At 54.6% G+C, this 17,823-nt stretch carries 18 protein-coding genes; 4 read left to right on the top strand and 14 right to left on the bottom strand.

Translation table 11 applies throughout. The features are described 5' to 3' along the window. Positions 1 to 693: 693 nt before the first annotated feature. Together ACL7TT_RS13610 and ACL7TT_RS13605 are read right to left on the bottom strand one after the other, a co-directional pair. Entirely contained in the window at positions 694 to 2,976 is a 2,283-nt protein-coding gene (locus ACL7TT_RS13610; RefSeq protein WP_413396126.1) for a nitric-oxide reductase large subunit, read from the bottom strand. A 221-nt stretch (positions 2,977 to 3,197) separates the two neighbouring features. Continuing rightward, positions 3,198 to 3,605: a hypothetical protein gene (locus ACL7TT_RS13605; RefSeq protein WP_413396124.1), complete on the bottom strand. Its 408-nt coding sequence runs from the start codon at positions 3,603 to 3,605 to the stop codon at positions 3,198 to 3,200. Between the two features lie 141 nt (positions 3,606 to 3,746). On the opposite strand from ACL7TT_RS13605, the gene ACL7TT_RS13600 reads away from it, so the two are divergent. Next, positions 3,747 to 4,214 carry an RrF2 family transcriptional regulator gene (locus tag ACL7TT_RS13600; RefSeq protein ID WP_413396122.1) on the top strand — a complete coding sequence of 156 codons (468 nt, stop codon included), beginning with the start codon at positions 3,747 to 3,749 and terminating at the stop codon, positions 4,212 to 4,214. A gap of 164 nt (positions 4,215 to 4,378) precedes the next feature. Here the strand turns inward: ACL7TT_RS13600 and tatC are convergent, their stop codons facing one another. From tatC to ubiE, 8 genes are all read right to left on the bottom strand, one after another. Then, positions 4,379 to 5,134, bottom strand: coding sequence for a twin-arginine translocase subunit TatC (tatC, locus tag ACL7TT_RS13595; protein WP_413396120.1), 756 nt, complete (start codon positions 5,132 to 5,134; stop codon positions 4,379 to 4,381). Then, complete coding sequence (gene tatB / locus ACL7TT_RS13590; protein ID WP_413396118.1) at positions 5,131 to 5,703, bottom strand: Sec-independent protein translocase protein TatB; 573 nt, start codon at positions 5,701 to 5,703, stop codon at positions 5,131 to 5,133. The genes tatC and tatB overlap by 4 nt, the downstream gene beginning before the upstream one ends. 28 nt (positions 5,704 to 5,731) lie before the next feature. Continuing rightward, the gene (tatA, locus tag ACL7TT_RS13585; protein WP_299939679.1) at positions 5,732 to 6,013 is read right to left on the bottom strand and encodes a twin-arginine translocase TatA/TatE family subunit; all 282 of its coding nucleotides are present in this window, start codon (positions 6,011 to 6,013) and stop codon (positions 5,732 to 5,734) included. A 127-nt stretch (positions 6,014 to 6,140) separates the two neighbouring features. Beyond that, positions 6,141 to 6,479 (bottom strand): phosphoribosyl-ATP diphosphatase, encoded by a 339-nt coding sequence (locus ACL7TT_RS13580; protein WP_299939682.1) that lies wholly within the window; start codon positions 6,477 to 6,479, stop codon positions 6,141 to 6,143. Between the two features lie 8 nt (positions 6,480 to 6,487). Next, positions 6,488 to 6,889: a phosphoribosyl-AMP cyclohydrolase gene (gene hisI, locus ACL7TT_RS13575; protein ID WP_413396115.1), complete on the bottom strand. Its 402-nt coding sequence runs from the start codon at positions 6,887 to 6,889 to the stop codon at positions 6,488 to 6,490. Between the two features lie 53 nt (positions 6,890 to 6,942). After that, positions 6,943 to 8,553, bottom strand: coding sequence for a ubiquinone biosynthesis regulatory protein kinase UbiB (gene ubiB / locus ACL7TT_RS13570; protein WP_413396113.1), 1,611 nt, complete (start codon positions 8,551 to 8,553; stop codon positions 6,943 to 6,945). 2 nt (positions 8,554 to 8,555) lie between these two features. Next, positions 8,556 to 9,185, bottom strand: coding sequence for a ubiquinone biosynthesis accessory factor UbiJ (locus tag ACL7TT_RS13565; RefSeq protein ID WP_413396111.1), 630 nt, complete (start codon positions 9,183 to 9,185; stop codon positions 8,556 to 8,558). 56 nt (positions 9,186 to 9,241) lie between these two features. Beyond that, positions 9,242 to 9,991 carry a bifunctional demethylmenaquinone methyltransferase/2-methoxy-6-polyprenyl-1,4-benzoquinol methylase UbiE gene (gene ubiE, locus ACL7TT_RS13560; protein ID WP_413396109.1) on the bottom strand — a complete coding sequence of 250 codons (750 nt, stop codon included), beginning with the start codon at positions 9,989 to 9,991 and terminating at the stop codon, positions 9,242 to 9,244. A gap of 256 nt (positions 9,992 to 10,247) precedes the next feature. On the opposite strand from ubiE, the gene ACL7TT_RS13555 reads away from it, so the two are divergent. From ACL7TT_RS13555 to ACL7TT_RS13545, 3 genes are all read left to right on the top strand, one after another. Then, complete coding sequence (locus ACL7TT_RS13555) at positions 10,248 to 11,072, top strand: CHAD domain-containing protein (RefSeq protein WP_413396107.1); 825 nt, start codon at positions 10,248 to 10,250, stop codon at positions 11,070 to 11,072. 171 nt (positions 11,073 to 11,243) lie between these two features. Next, the gene (locus tag ACL7TT_RS13550) at positions 11,244 to 11,705 is read left to right on the top strand and encodes an NfeD family protein (RefSeq protein WP_413396106.1); all 462 of its coding nucleotides are present in this window, start codon (positions 11,244 to 11,246) and stop codon (positions 11,703 to 11,705) included. Positions 11,706 to 11,742: 37 nt separating this feature from the next. Continuing rightward, positions 11,743 to 12,588, top strand: a complete 846-nt coding sequence (locus ACL7TT_RS13545) for an SPFH domain-containing protein (protein ID WP_413396104.1) — start codon at positions 11,743 to 11,745, stop codon at positions 12,586 to 12,588. A gap of 191 nt (positions 12,589 to 12,779) precedes the next feature. Here the strand turns inward: ACL7TT_RS13545 and ACL7TT_RS13540 are convergent, their stop codons facing one another. From ACL7TT_RS13540 to hslU, 4 genes are all read right to left on the bottom strand, one after another. Beyond that, positions 12,780 to 14,348, bottom strand: coding sequence for an alkaline phosphatase (locus ACL7TT_RS13540; RefSeq protein ID WP_413396102.1), 1,569 nt, complete (start codon positions 14,346 to 14,348; stop codon positions 12,780 to 12,782). Between the two features lie 17 nt (positions 14,349 to 14,365). Continuing rightward, complete coding sequence (locus ACL7TT_RS13535) at positions 14,366 to 15,874, bottom strand: alkaline phosphatase (RefSeq protein ID WP_413396100.1); 1,509 nt, start codon at positions 15,872 to 15,874, stop codon at positions 14,366 to 14,368. Positions 15,875 to 16,099: 225 nt separating this feature from the next. Then, on the bottom strand, positions 16,100 to 16,474 hold the full coding sequence (locus ACL7TT_RS13530; RefSeq protein WP_413396098.1) for a gamma-butyrobetaine hydroxylase family protein: 375 nt from the start codon (positions 16,472 to 16,474) through the stop codon (positions 16,100 to 16,102). Then, the gene (hslU, locus tag ACL7TT_RS13525) at positions 16,475 to 17,794 is read right to left on the bottom strand and encodes an ATP-dependent protease ATPase subunit HslU (RefSeq protein ID WP_413396096.1); all 1,320 of its coding nucleotides are present in this window, start codon (positions 17,792 to 17,794) and stop codon (positions 16,475 to 16,477) included. Positions 17,795 to 17,823 lie beyond the last annotated feature (29 nt).

The raw sequence follows: 17,823 nt of genomic DNA, 5'->3' as shown, positions 1-17,823 counted from the left end.
TTGCGGCTTTTTACGTATTTTTCCAGCTGCTTTCTATCTTTATCTGACAGTGTAATTTTGACCTGAGCGGGCATCTGACTAACTCCTGTTTGTAGGGAGAGCGCTCAAGATTATATATCAGCGGTCAATTTAATACACTGCACTAGTTCTATTAATGACATCAAATTTGAGCGTAGTATTATCACCGGATAAAGAAGTAATTTTCTTTGCCAAGTTTTTGCACCAGAGACCATATTCTCTCGTTCACCAAAGTCTGGTTGCTCTAAGCCACCCACAGATAAATAGACTTTAATCGGCAACTCAGATTTTATAACCTGCGAAGTCAATATTTGACTTCTATTAAACCACACTGATGGACTACCAACTATGTAACTGCTAATCATGTCTGGATGTTTAAACAGAATGAATGTACCGAATAATCCCCCCCAATAAGTTACCAACAAAAGTGCGATTTGAAGGGTTACTATCGGGTCAGAAGGAAAGAACCCCCCCCAGGACGCGCTGTGAATACATCCCTGTACGCTCGTAATCGGCCTCCATGCCTCATACGGTCCTGGGAGAGGGGGTATTCTTCCCTCCTGCTTTACTAGTAAGGGCGCTTATAGATAAATCATATCTTGATTTTTTTGTCAATAAAGTATTGCGACATTGCTGTAGGAGAACTCAGTAACGCTGCATTAGTTTATATGCTTGCTAAGATATAGATTCAAGTTTCCCAGAAGGTGAGTTCATAGCAGATTGGCCCTCCAGACTCAATACACCTCGTATTACTTGCCATGTGATGGCCAGTGCACCGATGATAAACACTACGTCACCAATAGTTCGTATCCATCTTAGAGTTACGAGCACTTCACTTTGCATTATAGATTCACTGCGAGCATACCAAAGGCCTTCTGAAACACTCGCTATAAACTGAATAATGCCGACTGGCAATAAGCTAGTGAAGATCATTAAGGCCAAACCTATATTCATCCACCAGAACGCCGTTTTCATTAATTTTTCGCTAAATATTAATTGTGGCCGAATATATCTAAGCACCAGCAAACTAAAGCCTAAAGCCAGGAACCCATATACTCCAAACAATGCACCATGGGCATGGGTGGCTGTGGTATTCAATCCTTGAAGATAATATAAAGCTATGGGTGGATTAATAGTAAAACCAAGTACACCAGCTCCTAACATGTTCCAGAAAGCAACAGCCACAAAGAACATCAAAGGCCATTTAACTTTTACCATCCAAGTTGCACGATTTTTTAAGCTGTAGTGATCCCAGGCTTCATAGCCCAACAGGATAAGTGGTACTACTTCGAGCGCACTAAATGTGGCACCCACAGCCATAACCGGTGTCGTTGTGCCTGAGAAATATAAGTGGTGAAAAGTACCCGGCACACCTCCTAGCAAGAACAATGAGGCTGAAGCTAGAGAAGTCACGGTAGCCATGCGTTTAGATACAAGCCCCATGTTAAAGAAAATAAATGCAAGCGCAGTCGTGGCAAAGACTTCAAAGAAACCCTCTACCCATAAATGCACTATCCACCAACGCCAAAACTCCATAACAGATATATGTGTGCGCTCTCCATAAAAGAAACCAGCGCCATAAAATAATCCTATAGCAACAACAGAAGCAGTAAATAGAGCTAGTAGATTTTTATCCCCCTTTTGTTTTAACGCTGGCACGATACCGCGCAGCATTAATATCAGCCATAGCACAACACCGATAAATTTACCGATCTGCCATAGCCTGCCAAGATCTACAAATTCATACCCTTGATGACCCAACCAAAAACTGAGTTCTGGTGGCAGTACTTGCGCAATGGCTAAATAATTTCCAACAAATGATCCAATAACAACAACAATTAAGGCCCAAAATAATATATCAACACCAAGCTTTTGGAGTTTTGGGTCTTTACCACCATTTATAATTGGAGCAAGAAAGAGTCCAGCAGCCAAAAATCCCGTGGCAATCCAAAACAGAGCAGCCTGAATATGCCAAGTACGCACCAAACTATATGGAAACCATTCCGATGTTTGTACACCATAAAATCCTTGTCCTTCGACTGTATAGTGGGCAGTAAAACCACCCAAGAAAACTTGGAGAGTAAAAAGTCCCACTATAATTAATAAATACTTTCCAAGAGATTTTTGTGAAGGTGTTAAATTAAAGGTGCTAATTGGATCTTGTTTGGGAGCAGTCGGATGGTTATCTTCATTACGTAGGAACGCCCATGCCCAAACCAGTGCGCCTATACCGGCAATCAACAAGACCACGCTAATAATTGACCAAATAATATTTTCGGCGGTTGGTTTATTATCAATTAACGGTTCGTGAGGCCAGTTGTTAGTATAGGTTGCACCGCCTATAGATCGTTCGGTCGAAGCTGCCCAAGATGTCCAGAAAAAGAACTCAGTCAGTCGTGCTCGACGATCAATGTTAGGTAACGTAACCTCTTTCATGGCGTAATGTGCACGGGTTTGTTGTAAAGCGGGATCACCTCCAAAAAGTGCATCATAATATGTAGCGGTTTGTTCTATAGCCGCTACTCTTCGCTTAGATAGAGTGACAATTCCAGAGTCTTGGTTATAGGTATTGGTTCTATACTCTAATTTAAGATCATACCGCAATGCATATTTTTCTTTTTCCGTTAACGATTCGTATCGTAGACCAAATTCTTCTTGTGCTGCTAATGCTAACCAATTAACTAACTCTCGATGTAACCAGTCAGCGGTCCAGTCCGGAGCTTGGTAGGCACCATGCCCCCAAATAGACCCCAATTGCATCCCTCCAACTGACTGCCATGAGGTTTGACCATCTAAAATTTTATTTTTAGTGGTCAATATTTCTCCATTCCCCGATACAAAGGCGTTGGGTATCGGAGGCGCTTTCCGATATATCTCGCTGCCAAAATATCCAAGTATTGAAAATGTCACAGCTAAGACGCCAATCAGCGTCCACCAAAGAGATCTGTATGCTCTCATCAGAATTATCCTTGCCAATATCAATTAGCGTGTTCAAACAAAATGGTGTTTTTGATATTAATATTCAGGCCAAACTCCCCTAAAAATGCCTGCAGCCCCAAATATCGTATACATCGGGTATCACTAATTTTTTGGGATGACTCCACATTACTTGATTGTGCATTAGTAGTTTTTAAATTTGACATGCGGCGCTCGTGCTCCACTGCACTAATTTCAATAGGCTAATTTGCCTTGGGGTGGTTAACCAGCACAGAAAAAACATAAACTCTCCTTTTCCTTGTGTTGCTTAAGTAAATCGATCTATTGACCAATTGGTCAAAAATATGTTTTGACCGTGTAAGATAGTGAGCTGTTGGGAGGCCGATACCCTCCATCTGGCTAATGACTAATTGCCAATAATGGTTGTCGGTTTTTGACTGATTCGTCGAATTTTTGTAAGCTAATGAATCCGTGTTCACTTCTTGATTTTTCAAATAAATCAACGACTCCAAGTATTGGAAAGCGTTCTCTGGTTTCAGGGCGCCTTTATTCGAAATATCTCCTACCACAGTAGTACCAGTCTTGAATGACACATCTGCGCCTGATTGGCGCCTATGGATCTGGTTGGTCGACCATTTGAGACCAAACATTCTCTCTTTTCCCACCTAACATGCATGTCATATACATCTTTAAGTGGGCAATTTACACGCAAAAATCAATGATGTAAACTATATGCATCTTTAAATTTTCAAGGATTGAAATCCCTGGCTTCACAATGAAGGACTTTGCCAATGAGGATCACACAATTTACGGACTATTCTTTGCGGGTGTTGATGTACCTTGCTTTACAGGACCAAGAACAAGTAACTATTAGAGAGATTGCTGAGCGCTACGAAATATCTAAAAACCATCTGATGAAGGTGGTACAAGAATTAGGTCTCAAAGGCTATTTGATCGCTACGCGGGGTAAGTATGGGGGCATTCGATTAAGTCGAGCTCCCGAAAATATCAATGTTGGACAGCTAGTACGACTATTCGAGCAAGACTCTGTATTAGTAGAGTGCTTTGGGCCAAATAATCAGTGCGTCATCACTCCCGCGTGCTGGCTGAAGAAAATGTTCGCCGAGGCTATGGAAAGTTTTTTTACCTGCCTAGAACAATATACTTTGGAAGATCTGGTATCGGGCCCGAATCAGCCAGCTCTTATAAATATACTGGCTTTCCCTGTGAGAACTGAGAAATCGGCGCAAAGTCACTAGGTAAGGGTTATTTGTAGCGGTTTACTAAACCCGGAATGAATGTTGGACGGTTGACGTTAGTTTCGGGTTCTTTTACGGGTGGGCAATGCCTTACCCGATAAGCGATAAGAAATCGTTGCCACCTGGTGAGATAGCTCCCTGTGCATCTCGCCCCGCAGCCCGTATTATCCCCCTTCCGCCGGGGTTTTACCGGGGCTCGATTTTACCCAGCGCCCAAAAAGAATGCCTACCTCAAACAACAGCCACATAGGCAGAGCCAACAGCGATTGGGAAATCACGTCCGGCGGTGTCAGCAGCATACCGAACAGAAAACACCCCACAATTACATAGGGGCGTTTTTGCGCCAGAACCCTGGCGTCCACCACGCCGCTCCAGATCAGCAGCACCGTCGCAATGGGAATTTCAAAGGCGAAGCCAAAAGCGAAAAACAACTTGAGTACCAGGTCGAGATAACTGCGCATATCCGGCATGACCTTAATACCCGCAGGGGCAGAACCCACAAAGAAATCAAATAAAATGGGGAATACAACAAAATAGGCGAAGGCGATGCCCGCGTAAAAAAGCACTACGCTGGTCATCAGGATCGGGATGGCTATCCGTCTTTCATTCTTGTACAGCCCGGGGGCGATAAAGGCCCAAGCCTGATACAGTACAAACGGGATGGCAATAAAAAAAGACAGGATAAATGTGGTTTTAAACGGGGTCAAAAAGGTGGAGGTCACCTCCGTGGCAATCATCCCCGCATCGCCAAGCAACCTGCCCTGCAAGGGATTGGCGATATAATCGTAAATTTCCGCGGCAAAAGGCACCATGCCGGCGAATAAAATCACCACCACCAACAGAATACGCAGCAGGCGATCACGCAGTTCGATCAGGTGGTCGATAAACGGCTGATGACTGTCCTGTGACTGATCGCTCATGGCTGGCTGTCTTTTTCCTGTTGCGATTCTTTTTCTGTGTCCTGGGCGATATTCTCTGGGTGGTCCGGATTCATGTCCGGATCGCCGAAATCGTGCCAGTGTTCCGGGTATTCCGGATCCTGAAGCTCCTCTGCCGTTTCATCCTGCTCGGGTAGATAGTCCTCTTTTTCCGCTCGCGGATGGGTGGGAGTGGGCTCGGCTGGAACGGTGCCTTCGGCAGCTTCCGTCTGCGTCGGCTCTCCTTTAGGGAGTGGCGTCCCGGAGGCGGTTTCGCGGGCCTGCTGCTCTAGGGGGCCGGTGATTTCCTGATTGGTTTCTGCGAAGGTCTGCTCCATTTCCCGGCGGCTCTCTTCGATTTCGCGCAGGATACGCTCATTGTGCAGTTCACGGCGGATATCATCGGCACCCACTTCTTTTTCCAGCTCATCGCGAGCGCTGTGCAGGGTGCGCTTCAGCGCGGACCACCAGCGCGCAGTGGTACGGATGGCGTCGGGCAGGCGCTCGGGGCCCACCACAAGCAGGGCCACCACGGCGACCACCAGTAGTTCAAAAAAGCCGATATCAAACACGGAGTACCACTCCCGTAATGGTTGCGGTTTACTTGTCCTGGGACTGCTGGTCTTTTTCCTTGGTCACACTGCCCTGGCCGGGCTTTGCCTCCGCATCCTGCTGCAAGCGCTCGGGATCTTTGTCCTTATCGGCATCCTTATTTTTATCATCGCCCTTGCTTTTGTCATCGTCCTTGATCGCCTTGCGGAAACCCTTAATGGCGCCACCCAGATCTCCACCGAGATTTTTCAGGCGCTTGGTTCCGAACAGCAGCAAGACAATCACCAGAATAATCAACAACTGCCAGATGCTAATTCCACCGAATCCCATAATTGTCTCCATATCATTTGCTTTAACAGTCAAGCCGCGCTCTGCGCGCTTCGACCGCCAGGGGTTAAGCCGTAATTTTTCAGAAGCCCTTTATAACCCAGTATCACAGGGGGCGCCCAATCCGTATTCAGCCCTCGTTAGATCGCGCTGCTTTTTCCTCCAGGCCGGAAAGATCGAAACGACGGCCCAGTTCACACAGCACATCCTGCGAATTCGCGCCCAGATGGGACAGCATCACCAGGGTGTGAAACCAGAGATCCGCTGTTTCGGCAATCATATCCCGATTGTCACCGCTGGTCTGCGCATCCTTGGCTGCGAGAATGGCCTCTGTGGCTTCCTCTCCGACCTTTTCCAGAATCTTGTTCAGTCCCTTTTCGTGCAGGCTGGCCACATAGGACTGTTGCGCGCCTCCTGCGCGCTTGCGATCTTCCAATACAGCGTCCAGTTGTTTGAGCAGGTCTCTCATGGCGGGGCTCACTTGTAGATGGCTGCGGGGTCCTGGATCACCGGCAGGTTTAACTGCCACTCCCCATCGCTAAAACGCTGGTAAAAGCAGCTGCTGCGCCCGGTGTGACAGGCAATGCCGCCTTGCTGTTCCACCAGCAGCAGTACCGTGTCACCGTCACAGTCAAGGCGCATCTCGTGCACCCTCTGCTGGAAACCGGAGGACTCGCCCTTGCGCCACAGGCTTTTGCGCGAACGCGACCAGTAAACCGCATAACCCTCGCTGGCGGTGAGCGCCAGGGATTCGCGATTCATCCACGCCAGCATCAACACCTGCCCAGTGTTAAAGTCCTGGGCAATGGCGGGCACCAGGCCGTCGCTGTTCCAGCAGACCTGGTCGAGAAAACCGCTCGTCGCTTTTGCCTGAGTCAATGTCTCCTCCTTCGGAGTTGCAAGTGTAGGCCGCTCCGCCGGCCTGGCCAGAGCTAGGGCCAGAGTAACAGCACCAGGGCAGCGAAACCCAGGGCCCAGCCCGAGGGCGGCAGCTGCTCCAGCCACTGCGGTTTGCTCAGGGCCACGGCACCGGCGGCGAGGAGCACGCCGCCCACGCGGCGCAGGTAGCGCCAGCGCCCCCGGCGCTGACCGCCCGCCAGCTTCTCGCCAATCGTTTCCAACTGGGGCGCCAGTTCCCGCGACTGCTCCAGGGCGGAGTACACCAGCTGCGGCATCTGCGGGAATTTCTCCAGCCACTCGGGACCGTAGCGCTTTATTTCACCCAGGAGCGTTTTCGGGTGAATGCGCTCGCGCATCCAGCGCTCCAAAAATGGATGGGCAGTCTTCCACAGATCCAGCTGTGGATAAAGCTGCCGGCCCAAACCTTCGATATTCAGCAGGGTCTTCTGCAACAATACCAGTTGCGGTTGCACCGCCATATCGAAACGGCGCGCCGTCTGAAACAGGCTGATGAGCACCCGCGCAAAGGAGATCTCCCCCAGGGGTTTTTCGAAGATGGGCTCGCACACGGCACGGATTGACGCTTCGAAGGTGTTCACCGGTGTGTCGGCCCGAACCCACCCGCTCTGCACATGCAGCTCCGCCACCATGCGGTAATCGCGGCGGAACATGGCGAGCAGGTTGCGCGCCAGATAATACTGATCCTCCCGCGATAGGCTGCCGACGATAGCGGTATCGATGGCAATATATTGCGGACGCTGCGGGTACTCGCGGGACACAAAGATATTGCCCGGGTGCATATCCGCGTGGAAGAAATTATATTCAAACACCTGCTTGAAAAAAATTTCCACGCCCCGCTCGGCGAGCAGTTGCATATTGGTATCCTGGGCACGCAACTGCGCCAGATCGGTGACAGGGATACCCTCAATATGCTCCAACACCAAGACGTTGGTGCGAGTGTATTCCCAGTACACCTCGGGCACATACAGCAGTGGAGACGCGCTGAAATTGCGTCGCAGTTGGGAGCCATTGGCCGCCTCGCGCACCAGATCCAGCTCACCCTCAATGGTGTGGCGATAATCCTCTACCACCTCCACTGGGCGCAAACGGTGTCCATCCGGCACAAAACGCTCAATAGCGCGGGCGATCACCCCCAGCAGGCGCAGGTCCTCCTGAATCACTTCATTAATGCCGGGCCTCAATACTTTCACCACCACCGATTCGCCGGAGGTGAGCACGGCGGCATGTACCTGTGCCACCGAGGCCGCAGCAAGCGGCGCGCGCTCGAAACTGGCGAAAACCGTATCGACGCTCGCCCCCAGGGCTTCCTCGATCAGCGCTGTGCACTGATCGCTGGGAAAGGGCGGCACCTTGTCCTGCAGATCGTCGAGCTGTACTACGATATCCGCCGGCAGCAGGTCGGGGCGAGTAGAGAGCAACTGGCCAAACTTGACAAAAATGGGGCCCAGGTCTTCGAGGGCACAACGCAGGCTCTCGCCGCGCGCCGCTTTTGGCTGCGGCAACAGTCTGAGTGGCGCTACCAACCCGCGCAGCCACAGTGGGCGGTGCTCGCCCGGCAGCAGTCGGTCGAGGCGATAACGCAGAAAAACCCGCGCAATAGTGAAACTGCGAAAAAGGGGCAAAACTACTCTGCCTCCCTGCGGGCAAATTGCACCTGCAGCAGGCACACCCGCGCTTCGAGACGCTCTGTGGCCAGTGACAGTTCGGCGAGGTCTTCGACGAAGGCCTCAAACGCTGCCTGCGGTGGCGTCAGTTGCCACTCTTCGCTGATGGTCTCCGCCGCCGCAGCCGGTGCGCGGTTGAGATTGACGCTCAGCCAGCTGCTGGCACCGCGCAACACAGTGCCGATCGTGTGTGCGGGAATATCGCCAAGCACCTGCGCCAGCGGGGCCTCCCAGTCGATATCCAGGTCGCGCATGATCCCCTGCAACTCCGCCAACAGGGTGCTCGAACCACTGATGGATACGCCCAGCGCCGCAGGAGTGGCATCCGGGTCTTTCAGCAGACGCACAAGAGAAATCGCTGAGCCGCCTATCCGGGTGGTCACCCCCCCGTCCTCTTGCTGGCGCACATACACCTGGTCGCCTGCAATGCACAGATAACATTGTATTTGTGGCGCCGTCAGATCAAGCGCCAGAGTTCTGCCATCCAGCGCCTGCAGGCGTGCGCGGGTGGCCGGATCATATTGCAGGGCGGTATTGATGGCGGCTTCCAGCGCAACGTCAAAACCCGCGCGAAAAGTTGGGTCGCTCATGGCGGTTCGGCCTCGTGCCTGGACGTGGGAAAACACGGGTATCCTTCCGGCACAATTCAGGGCTTGATCCCCCGGTGCAGTGCCACGATACCTCCGGTCATATTATGAAATTCACAATCGGCAAAACCCGCCTCCACCATCATCTGCTTGAGGGTTTCCTGGTCCGGGTGCCTGCGAATACTTTCCGCCAGATAACGGTAACTGTCCGCATCGTTGGCCACCAGCTTGCCCATCAGTGGCAGCAGGCGGAAGGAATACTGATCGTAGATCTTTTCCAGCAGCCGGGACTGCGGCTTGGAAAACTCCAGCACCAGCAAGCGACCGCCAGCCTTCAGCACCCGCAACATGTCGCGCAGGGCCAGATCTTTGTCGGTAACATTACGCAGGCCGAAAGCGATGGTGATGCAATCGAAGGTATTGTCGGGAAAGGGCAGGTACTGGGCGTCCGCTTGCACCGGAGCCACATTGCCGGCGATGCCGCGGTCGAGCAGGCGATCGCGGCCGATCTCCAGCATTGATGCGTTGATATCCGCCAGTACCACCTGACCACCGGCACCCACAATGCGCGAGAAGCGCGCGCTGAGATCGCCGGTGCCGCCGGCGATATCCAGGATTTTCTGTCCCGGCCGCGCACCAGACAACTCGATGGTAAAGCGCTTCCAGAGGCGGTGAATGCCCCCGGACATCAAATCGTTCATCACATCGTAGCGCGATGCCACCGAGTGGAACACCTCCGCCACACGACCGGCCTTATCCTCCACCGGGACCTCTTGGTAGCCGAAGTGGGTGGTCTTGCGATCCTTCATGTCCTGCCTGCCTACCGAGTCAACATTAGAGGCGCTATTGTACATTGGCCGGGTCCGCCGGGCACTGTCGCCGGCTAAACTGTTAGCCCGTCCATTCGCGCTGCCGAACGAACAGCACTGTATCGGGATGTCGGGCTCCCGGCCCGGTGCCGGCGCCCGAAAGGCAAGCCGCCGGCGCAGTTGCAGCGGTCATTCTGCAAGACCATCAAACTGGCCCTGCACACCGATTGGCGCGCATTGGTCAACAGCGAAAATTATGGTCTATCGACTCAACAGCCAGCAAACACTCGCGGAGGCCATCATCGCTACGGCACAGGCGGAGGTTGCCGCCGCCATCACGGCCCTGGACGCACTGTCCGAGCAGGAAGCGGTGCACGAGGTGCGTAAGCACTGCAAGAAGATGCGCGCTCTGCTGCGTCTGATACGTGCAGACCACAAGGCGCTGTACCGGCTTGAGAATGCCCACTACCGCACGCTCGCCAACCGGCTGTCCACCAATCGCGATTTGGTATCAATCCACGATGCCTTTGCCGCTATTGCCGCGCCCACCGATTTCCCCCGGGCCCATGCTTTTATTATCGGGCATAGCGACCGGCTCGGCGACCGGGCAGCACTGGGGCCGGTCGGTGCGCTACTACTGCAGGGAGCAGGCCGGATACCGGCCTGGCCACTGGCACGACTGCGCTGGAAGCAGAGTAAACACGGGCTTCTCAGTACCTATCGGCACGCCTGCACACTAAAAACGGCGGCGATTTCACGCAAATCCGCCGAGGCCCTGCACACATACCGCAAGCGCACAAAAGACCATTGGTACCACTGCCGTCTGCTGCAAGAGCGCTATCCACCACTGGCTGAGCGCTGCGCTCCGCTCGAAGCCCTTGCCCAGGCCCTGGGCGACTGGCGCGACCTGCACCTGCTGTGCACCCTGCTGAGGGCTGAAGGGGAGGCCATGTCGGACGAGTTGACCCCGCTGCTGGACGCCGCCGGGCAGCGACAGGCCACACTGTTCCACCAAATCAAGCGCTTGGGTGCGGAGCTGTTTCCGACAGGAAAATTCGCGCTGCTCGAAGGGCACAAATAGGGTTCGCAATGCGGTGTCTCTCCGGAATGATTTGCCCAGCTATCCAATCGACCGTGTGGGTGCAGTATTTTGTGCAAACAACCCGCCGGGTTAATCGCAAGTTAATTGATCGACCATTGAGGGTTTTTGGCATAACATTCGACAGAAATACATAACAAGGTGAAACTGGCCATGCTGGACTGGTTGAATACCCATATCGCATACTGGCACTGGCTGGTGCTGGGCCTGCTGCTGGTGACGGCGGAAATCTTCGTTTCCGGATTCGTTTTGTTCTGGTTTGGGCTGGCGGCGCTCCTGGTGGGCACCTTGCTCCTGATCGTCGATCTGTCCATCGCCCTGCAACTACTGCTGTGGATCGGCGCCTCCATAACCGCACTGTTGGTGTGGTTGACGTTTATCAAACCCAAATGGCGTGATCGTACCTCTGCCGGTATGGCGGCTGAAGCACTGAACGGGCAAGTGGGTATGGTGGTTGAATCCAATGCGGGCAGAAATCGCGGCAAACTGAAATTCCCGGCGCCCATTCTCGGCGAGGAAGAGTGGCTGTTTCTCTGCACTGCAGACATGGCGGTGGGCGAGCGGGTCAAGGTCACAGACATTTCCGGCAACACGCTGATTGTTACAGCACTCTAATTACAAAATTACTGACACATCCGGGGAGGAGAAACTGGTGGAAGGTTTATATGTTGTTGTGGCGCTGGTGGTACTGGTGGTCATTACCATCGCCAAAGGGGTGCGTATTGTGCCGCAAGGGTTCAAACACATCGTGCAGAGGCTGGGCAAATACCACAAAACACTGAAGCCGGGCATGAACGTGGTGATCCCCTACATTGACCAGATTCCCTTCAAGGTCACTACCAAGGACATAGTGCTCGATATTCCGTCACAGGAAGTCATTACCCAGGACAACGCCACCATCATTGCCAACGCGGTTGCCTATATCAACATCATCGCGCCGGAAAAGGCGGTTTACGGTGTGGAGGACTACACCATTGCGATTCAGAATCTGGTGCAGACTGCACTGCGCTCTATTGTTGGTGAAATGTCCCTGGATGCGGCACTTTCGTCACGTGAACTGATTAAAGCGAAACTCAAGGAAGGGATTTCCGACGATATCGCCGATTGGGGCATCAACCTGAAAACCGTGGAGATCCAGGACATCAACCCCTCGCCAACCATGCAGAAAGCCATGGAGGAGCAGGCTGCGGCGGAACGCCAGCGCCGTGCGACCGTGACCCGGGCCGAGGGGGAAAAGCAGGCGGCGATTCTCGAGGCGGACGGCCGCCTGGAAGCTTCCAGACGCGATGCCGAGGCTCAGGTTGTGCTGGCTGACGCCAGCCGCGAGGCCATCGAGCGGGTGACCCAGGCCATCGGGAACCAGGAGATGCCAGTGATGTATCTTCTCGGTGAGCGCTATATCAGTGCGCTGTCCGAACTCTCCCAGTCCGACAACGCCAAGAATGTGATTTTGCCGGCAGACCTGCCGCAGGCAGTGAAGGGGCTGCTGAACCGCTAACCCGGCCAATACCAGCGCCGGGTGCTTCCCGGCGCCCTCCCAATTCGCCCACAACATTCAGTGAGTGGGGCGACCATAGTTGCCACTGAGGTCCGGCCAGCACAGGCCCTTGAAACTGCGCGGTTACAGGCGACAGAGTATTTCGAGGACGACGATCAAACAGGTCCCAGAAGACCTGTTTGATGGACAGGTTAATAGGTCAGCAAGCCTCCAGCGCGAGCCATAACGTGGAACAGGTAATTCTGCTCATTGGTTCCACTCACCAGATGCGCACCGGGGCCGCGCGCCCAGACTCCCACATCCTCCCCCGCATGGGATTCACTACCCGTGGGCACTAAGGCATCCTGGCGGTAATCCATGGCGGTGGTGTCAGTACTGGTGAGATCCTTGCGCCCCCCGTGATCATCGAAACTGTGGCCCGGGCCATTGGCATACGTCAGCGTGGTGTAGGGAAGGCCATCCGCTGCCAGGGCGTAGGCGGTTTCCGCTTCACCACTCCTGTCGTTACCCACAACTTTTCCGAGAATCGGATTGCCGCGGGTCGGGTAACCCGCAATGGTCATCACGTGACTGTGATCTGCGGTCACAATGATCAGGGTGTCCTCTGCACTGGTGTTATCCATTGCGTACTGGATCGCTTCGGCAAACGCCACCGCTTCAGTGAGGGCGGTATAGGCATTGCCGGCATGATGGCCGTGGTCAATGCGGCCGGACTCCACCATCAGAAAATAGCCATTGGTATTTTTCTGTAACAACTCCAGGCCTGTTGCTGTCATCTCGGCAAGGGAGGGTTCACCGGCAACGTCATTACCGCGATCGGCCTCATAACGCATGTGCGAAGGGTGAAACAGACCGAGCAGCTTGTCTGTGGAGGCAATATCCACGGCCTCGAAGCCCGCACTGTCTTCCACATAGATTGCATTGGTTACGCCGTCGCCATAGCGCGCCTGCCATTCCCGGATCAGGTTGCGACCGTCTGCACGACGGCCTTTTTCGCCCTCCAGATCGGTCTCTTCAGCGGGCAGAAAATTGCGGCGCCCGCCCCCCATGGCCACATCAATACCATCGCCGGCCTCCAGTGCAACAAATTGCGCTGCAATGTCGCGACAACCATCCGGAGCAAAGGCTTCCCAACCCCGCTCAGGTACCTTGGCGTAAGTGGCCGCCGGTGTGGCATGGGTAATACGCGCGGTGCTGATAATACCGGTGCTCTTATTCAGCGCCTCGGCCAGTTCGATTGCGGTGGTCAGCGGGCGGCCCAGGCTCGCGCTACAATCCCCGCGCGCCACATCCTCAGCCACACTCAACACGCCGGCCTTGGTCTTCACACCGGTAACCAGTGCCGTCATGGTGCCGGCGGAATCGGGAGTCTGCTGGTTGGTATTGTACGTTTTCACCAGGCCCGAGAAGGGCATTCTCTCGAAGCTGAGCTGGTACTCCTCGCCACTGAGGCCCCGCTGTTGCCCGGCGAGAATGCGCGCAGCGGTGACGGTGGAAATACCCATACCGTCGCCAACAAACAAAATGATATTTTTCGCAGCACCGGGGGTATTGTTGATGGCCTGTGCCCGGGCTGCTTCCACAGCCTGCCGGCCCTCCTTAAACCAGTCGCTGTCGCGCTGGACCTGTGGCAGGCCCAGTGCCGGTACCTTTGCTTCAGGCAGTGTTGCAGGGCCCTGGCTGCTGGCATCGTCATCACTGCAACCTGCGCAAAGCAGGGCTATAGAGAAAGCCAAAATGGTCTTTTTGATTACTTTCATGGTGAATTACCCCCAATCTATTCTTCTGTTACCAGCAGGGCTGTCGCGCCAACCATCAGGTGAAAAACCACACTCTGATCGAGACTTCCCTGCACCAATTCGGCACCGGCGCCGATCGCGTGCAGACTGATATCCTCACCGGCATGACTCTCCGCAGCGAGCGGTACCAGCGCCTCCTGATGGAAACCAGGCGCTTGGGTGTCCACTCCGGCAAGGTCCTTGCGCCCATTATCGGCGGCTAGATCATAGCGGTCATCTGCATCGGTGTTGTCACCCAGGTCTGCATAGCCGAGACCATTGGCATAGCTCAAGGTGGTAAAGGGCCTGCCATCTGCTGCTGTGTCCTCTTCGGGCTCCGCCGCACCGCTGCCATCATTGCCGATGCTTTTTCCAAGAATCGGGTTGCCTCTGGTGGGGTAGCCGGCGATAGTCATGACGTGGCTGTGATCCGCCGTCACCAGAATCAGGGTTTCCTCCAGATCCACTTTGTCCAGGGCCGTGGTTACCGCATCGGAAAAAGCAATCGCGTCATGCAGCGCGTTATAGGCGTTACCGGCATGGTGGGCGTGATCTATACGGCCGGATTCCACCATCAGGAAGTAGCCCTCATTATTTTTTTGCAGCAACTCAATCGCAACAGCGGTCATTTCGGCAATACCAGGCTCGTCGCTGCCCCTGGCGATACGGTCGGCATCGTACCGCATATGACTGGGGCTAAAGAGACCTAACAGCTTCTCTGTGGAAGCGGTATCCACGCCGGCCAGCGCTGCTCCGGTCTGCACATATTCGGCGCGCTGATCATCTCCATAGCGCTCCAGCCACAGACGGGTGAGGTCGCGGCCATCTTCACGCCGACCGCCAACAGCGGTGGTGGTGAAGCTGCGGCGACCGCCTCCGAGCATGACGTCTATGCCGTCTCCGTATGCCAGCTCAACCATTTGCGTGGCGATATCCACACAGTTCCCCTCAGCGCTGTACTCCCAGTTGCGCTCCGGGCTGCGCGCATAGGTGGCGGCGGGGGTCGCATGGGTAAGACGGGCAGTAGAAACGATACCGGTGGATTTTCCACGGCTCTCCATCAATTCGAGAAAGGTGTTCAACGCCCTGCCCTCGCTGCTTGGGCAATCGGCACGCAGCGCAGTGCCATCAATATTGATAACGCCGGCACGGGTTTTCACGCCGGTCATCATCGCGGTCATGGTACCAGCGGAATCGGGCGTCTGCTGGTTAGTGTTGTAGGTCTTGATCAGGGCACTGTACGGAAACTGCTCAAACGATAAATAGTTCTCTTCACCCGGCTCACCGCGCAACTGCCCCTCACGGATGCGTGCCGCAGTCAGGGTGGATATCCCCATACCATCGCCAACAAACAGGATGACATTTTTCGCTATTTTTCCCTCACGGGAGCGGCTTGCACGCGCTGCCAGACGATCGACACCATTGGTGAACCAGACACTACCTGTCTGGTAGTCCGGTAAATCCGCCGCTGAAACAGCGCAGGCGAAGAGCATAATAAGGGGAACCATACAAGATGTGCTGGGTGCGCAGGCCAGGGTCTTTGCCACGGTGGGTCTCTCCGAAGCTCGTGAATTTGGCGAGCATTAGAGACCGGAAATATGACAATAGAATTACCTGCCGGCCAATTTCTCAAGCGCCTTGCCCGTGGCGGTTGGGGTAGACAAAATAGTTACCGCCATAAGAAAAAAAGGGGTAAAAATACGCTTTGCACCCTGCCCAGGCCACAGTGGCGTTTAGCCGATAAACTTCACCACTCCTTCCTCCGGGTCGCGACGCTTGCCCTCCGCGCGCAGGCGTTTCAGATAGCGGTCCCAGTTATTGGTAAAATTTTGCGCCAATTCACGCAGGTATTCCCAGGTATAGATGCCGCTGTCATGGCCGTCATCAAACGCGATTTTCAGCGCATAGCGCCCGGCGGCCGCAATCTGCTCGATGCCTACATGGAGTTTTCCACTGACCAGCGCCGGCTCACCGGCACCGTGGCCCCGCACTTCCGCACTGGGGGAAAAGACGCGCAGGTATTCCGCCGGCAGGGTGAACTCGGCATCGCCGAATACCAGCTGCAGGCTTTTGTCGGCACGATTTAAACGGACTTTTTGCGGCTTCATTTACAGGATAAAACGCGAGAGATCCTCGTTCTGGCTGAGTTCGCCCAGGTGGCTGTCCACATAGGCGGCATCCACGGTCAGGCTCTGGCTGCCATCATCACCGGCATTGAAGGAGATCTCCTCCAGCAGGCGCTCCAGCACCGTGTGCAGGCGGCGCGCACCGATATTTTCCGTGCGCTCGTTGACCTCGTAGGCCACCTCGGCGATACGGCGGATACCATCCTCGCTAAACTGCAGCGCCAGCCCTTCGGTGGCGAGCAGGGCCCTCTGCTGCTCGGTGAGCGAGGCGGACGGCTCGGTGAGGATCCGCTCGAAATCCGCAGAGGAAAGCGAACCCAACTCAACGCGAATTGGCAGGCGTCCCTGCAACTCGGGAATCAGGTCCGAGGGTTTGGACAGATGGAAGGCACCGGAGGCGATAAACAGGATATGGTCTGTCTTGATCATGCCGTACTTGGTGTTGACGGTGCTGCCCTCAATCAGCGGTAGCAGGTCGCGCTGCACACCCTCGCGGGACACATCGGCACCACCACTCTCCTGGCGCTTGGCCACCTTGTCGATCTCGTCGATAAAGACAATCCCGTTTTGTTCCGCGGCGCGGATCGCACGGCCTTTCACATCCTCATCATTGACCAGTTTTGCGGCCTCCTCGTCGGTCAGCTGCTTGAGCGCCTGCCTGACCGGCAGCTTGCGCTTGCGTGTCTTGCCCTGGGACATATTCGAGAACATCCCCTGCAGCTGGCTGGTCATCTCCTCCATACCCGGAGGGGCCATGATCTCCACCCCTATGGGCGCTGCGGCCATATCGATCTCAACTTCCTTGTCATCCAACTCACCCTCGCGCAACTTCTTGCGAAACAGCTGGCGTGTGCTGCTGTCCTTTTCGCCGGGCTCTGTGCTGCGCGCCGGCGGCAGCAGGGCGTCGAGGATGCGCTCCTCCGCCGCATCCATCGCGCGCTGTTGGACCCCGACCATGGCCAGTTCGCGTTCCTGTTTCACCGCCATCTCCACCAGGTCGCGTACGATGGATTCCACATCGCGGCCCACATACCCCACTTCGGTGAATTTGGTTGCCTCCACCTTGATAAAGGGGGCATTGGCCAGCTTTGCCAGACGGCGGGCGATCTCAGTTTTTCCCACCCCGGTAGGGCCGATCATCAGGATATTTTTGGGAGTGATTTCGACACGCAGTTCCTCGTTCACCTGCATGCGGCGCCAGCGGTTGCGCAGCGCAATGGCGACAGCGCGCTTGGCATCCTGCTGACCGACGATATGGCGATCGAGTTCATGGACGATTTCACTGGGGGTCATCTGGGACATACGGATTCCTGCAAAACATTCGGGCGGGC

The organism is Microbulbifer jejuensis, from assembly GCF_047289955.1.
GTDB lineage: Bacteria > Pseudomonadota > Gammaproteobacteria > Pseudomonadales > Cellvibrionaceae > Microbulbifer.
Note: the sequence above shows the minus strand (reverse complement) of the source record. Positions and strands in the feature narration are given on the sequence as shown.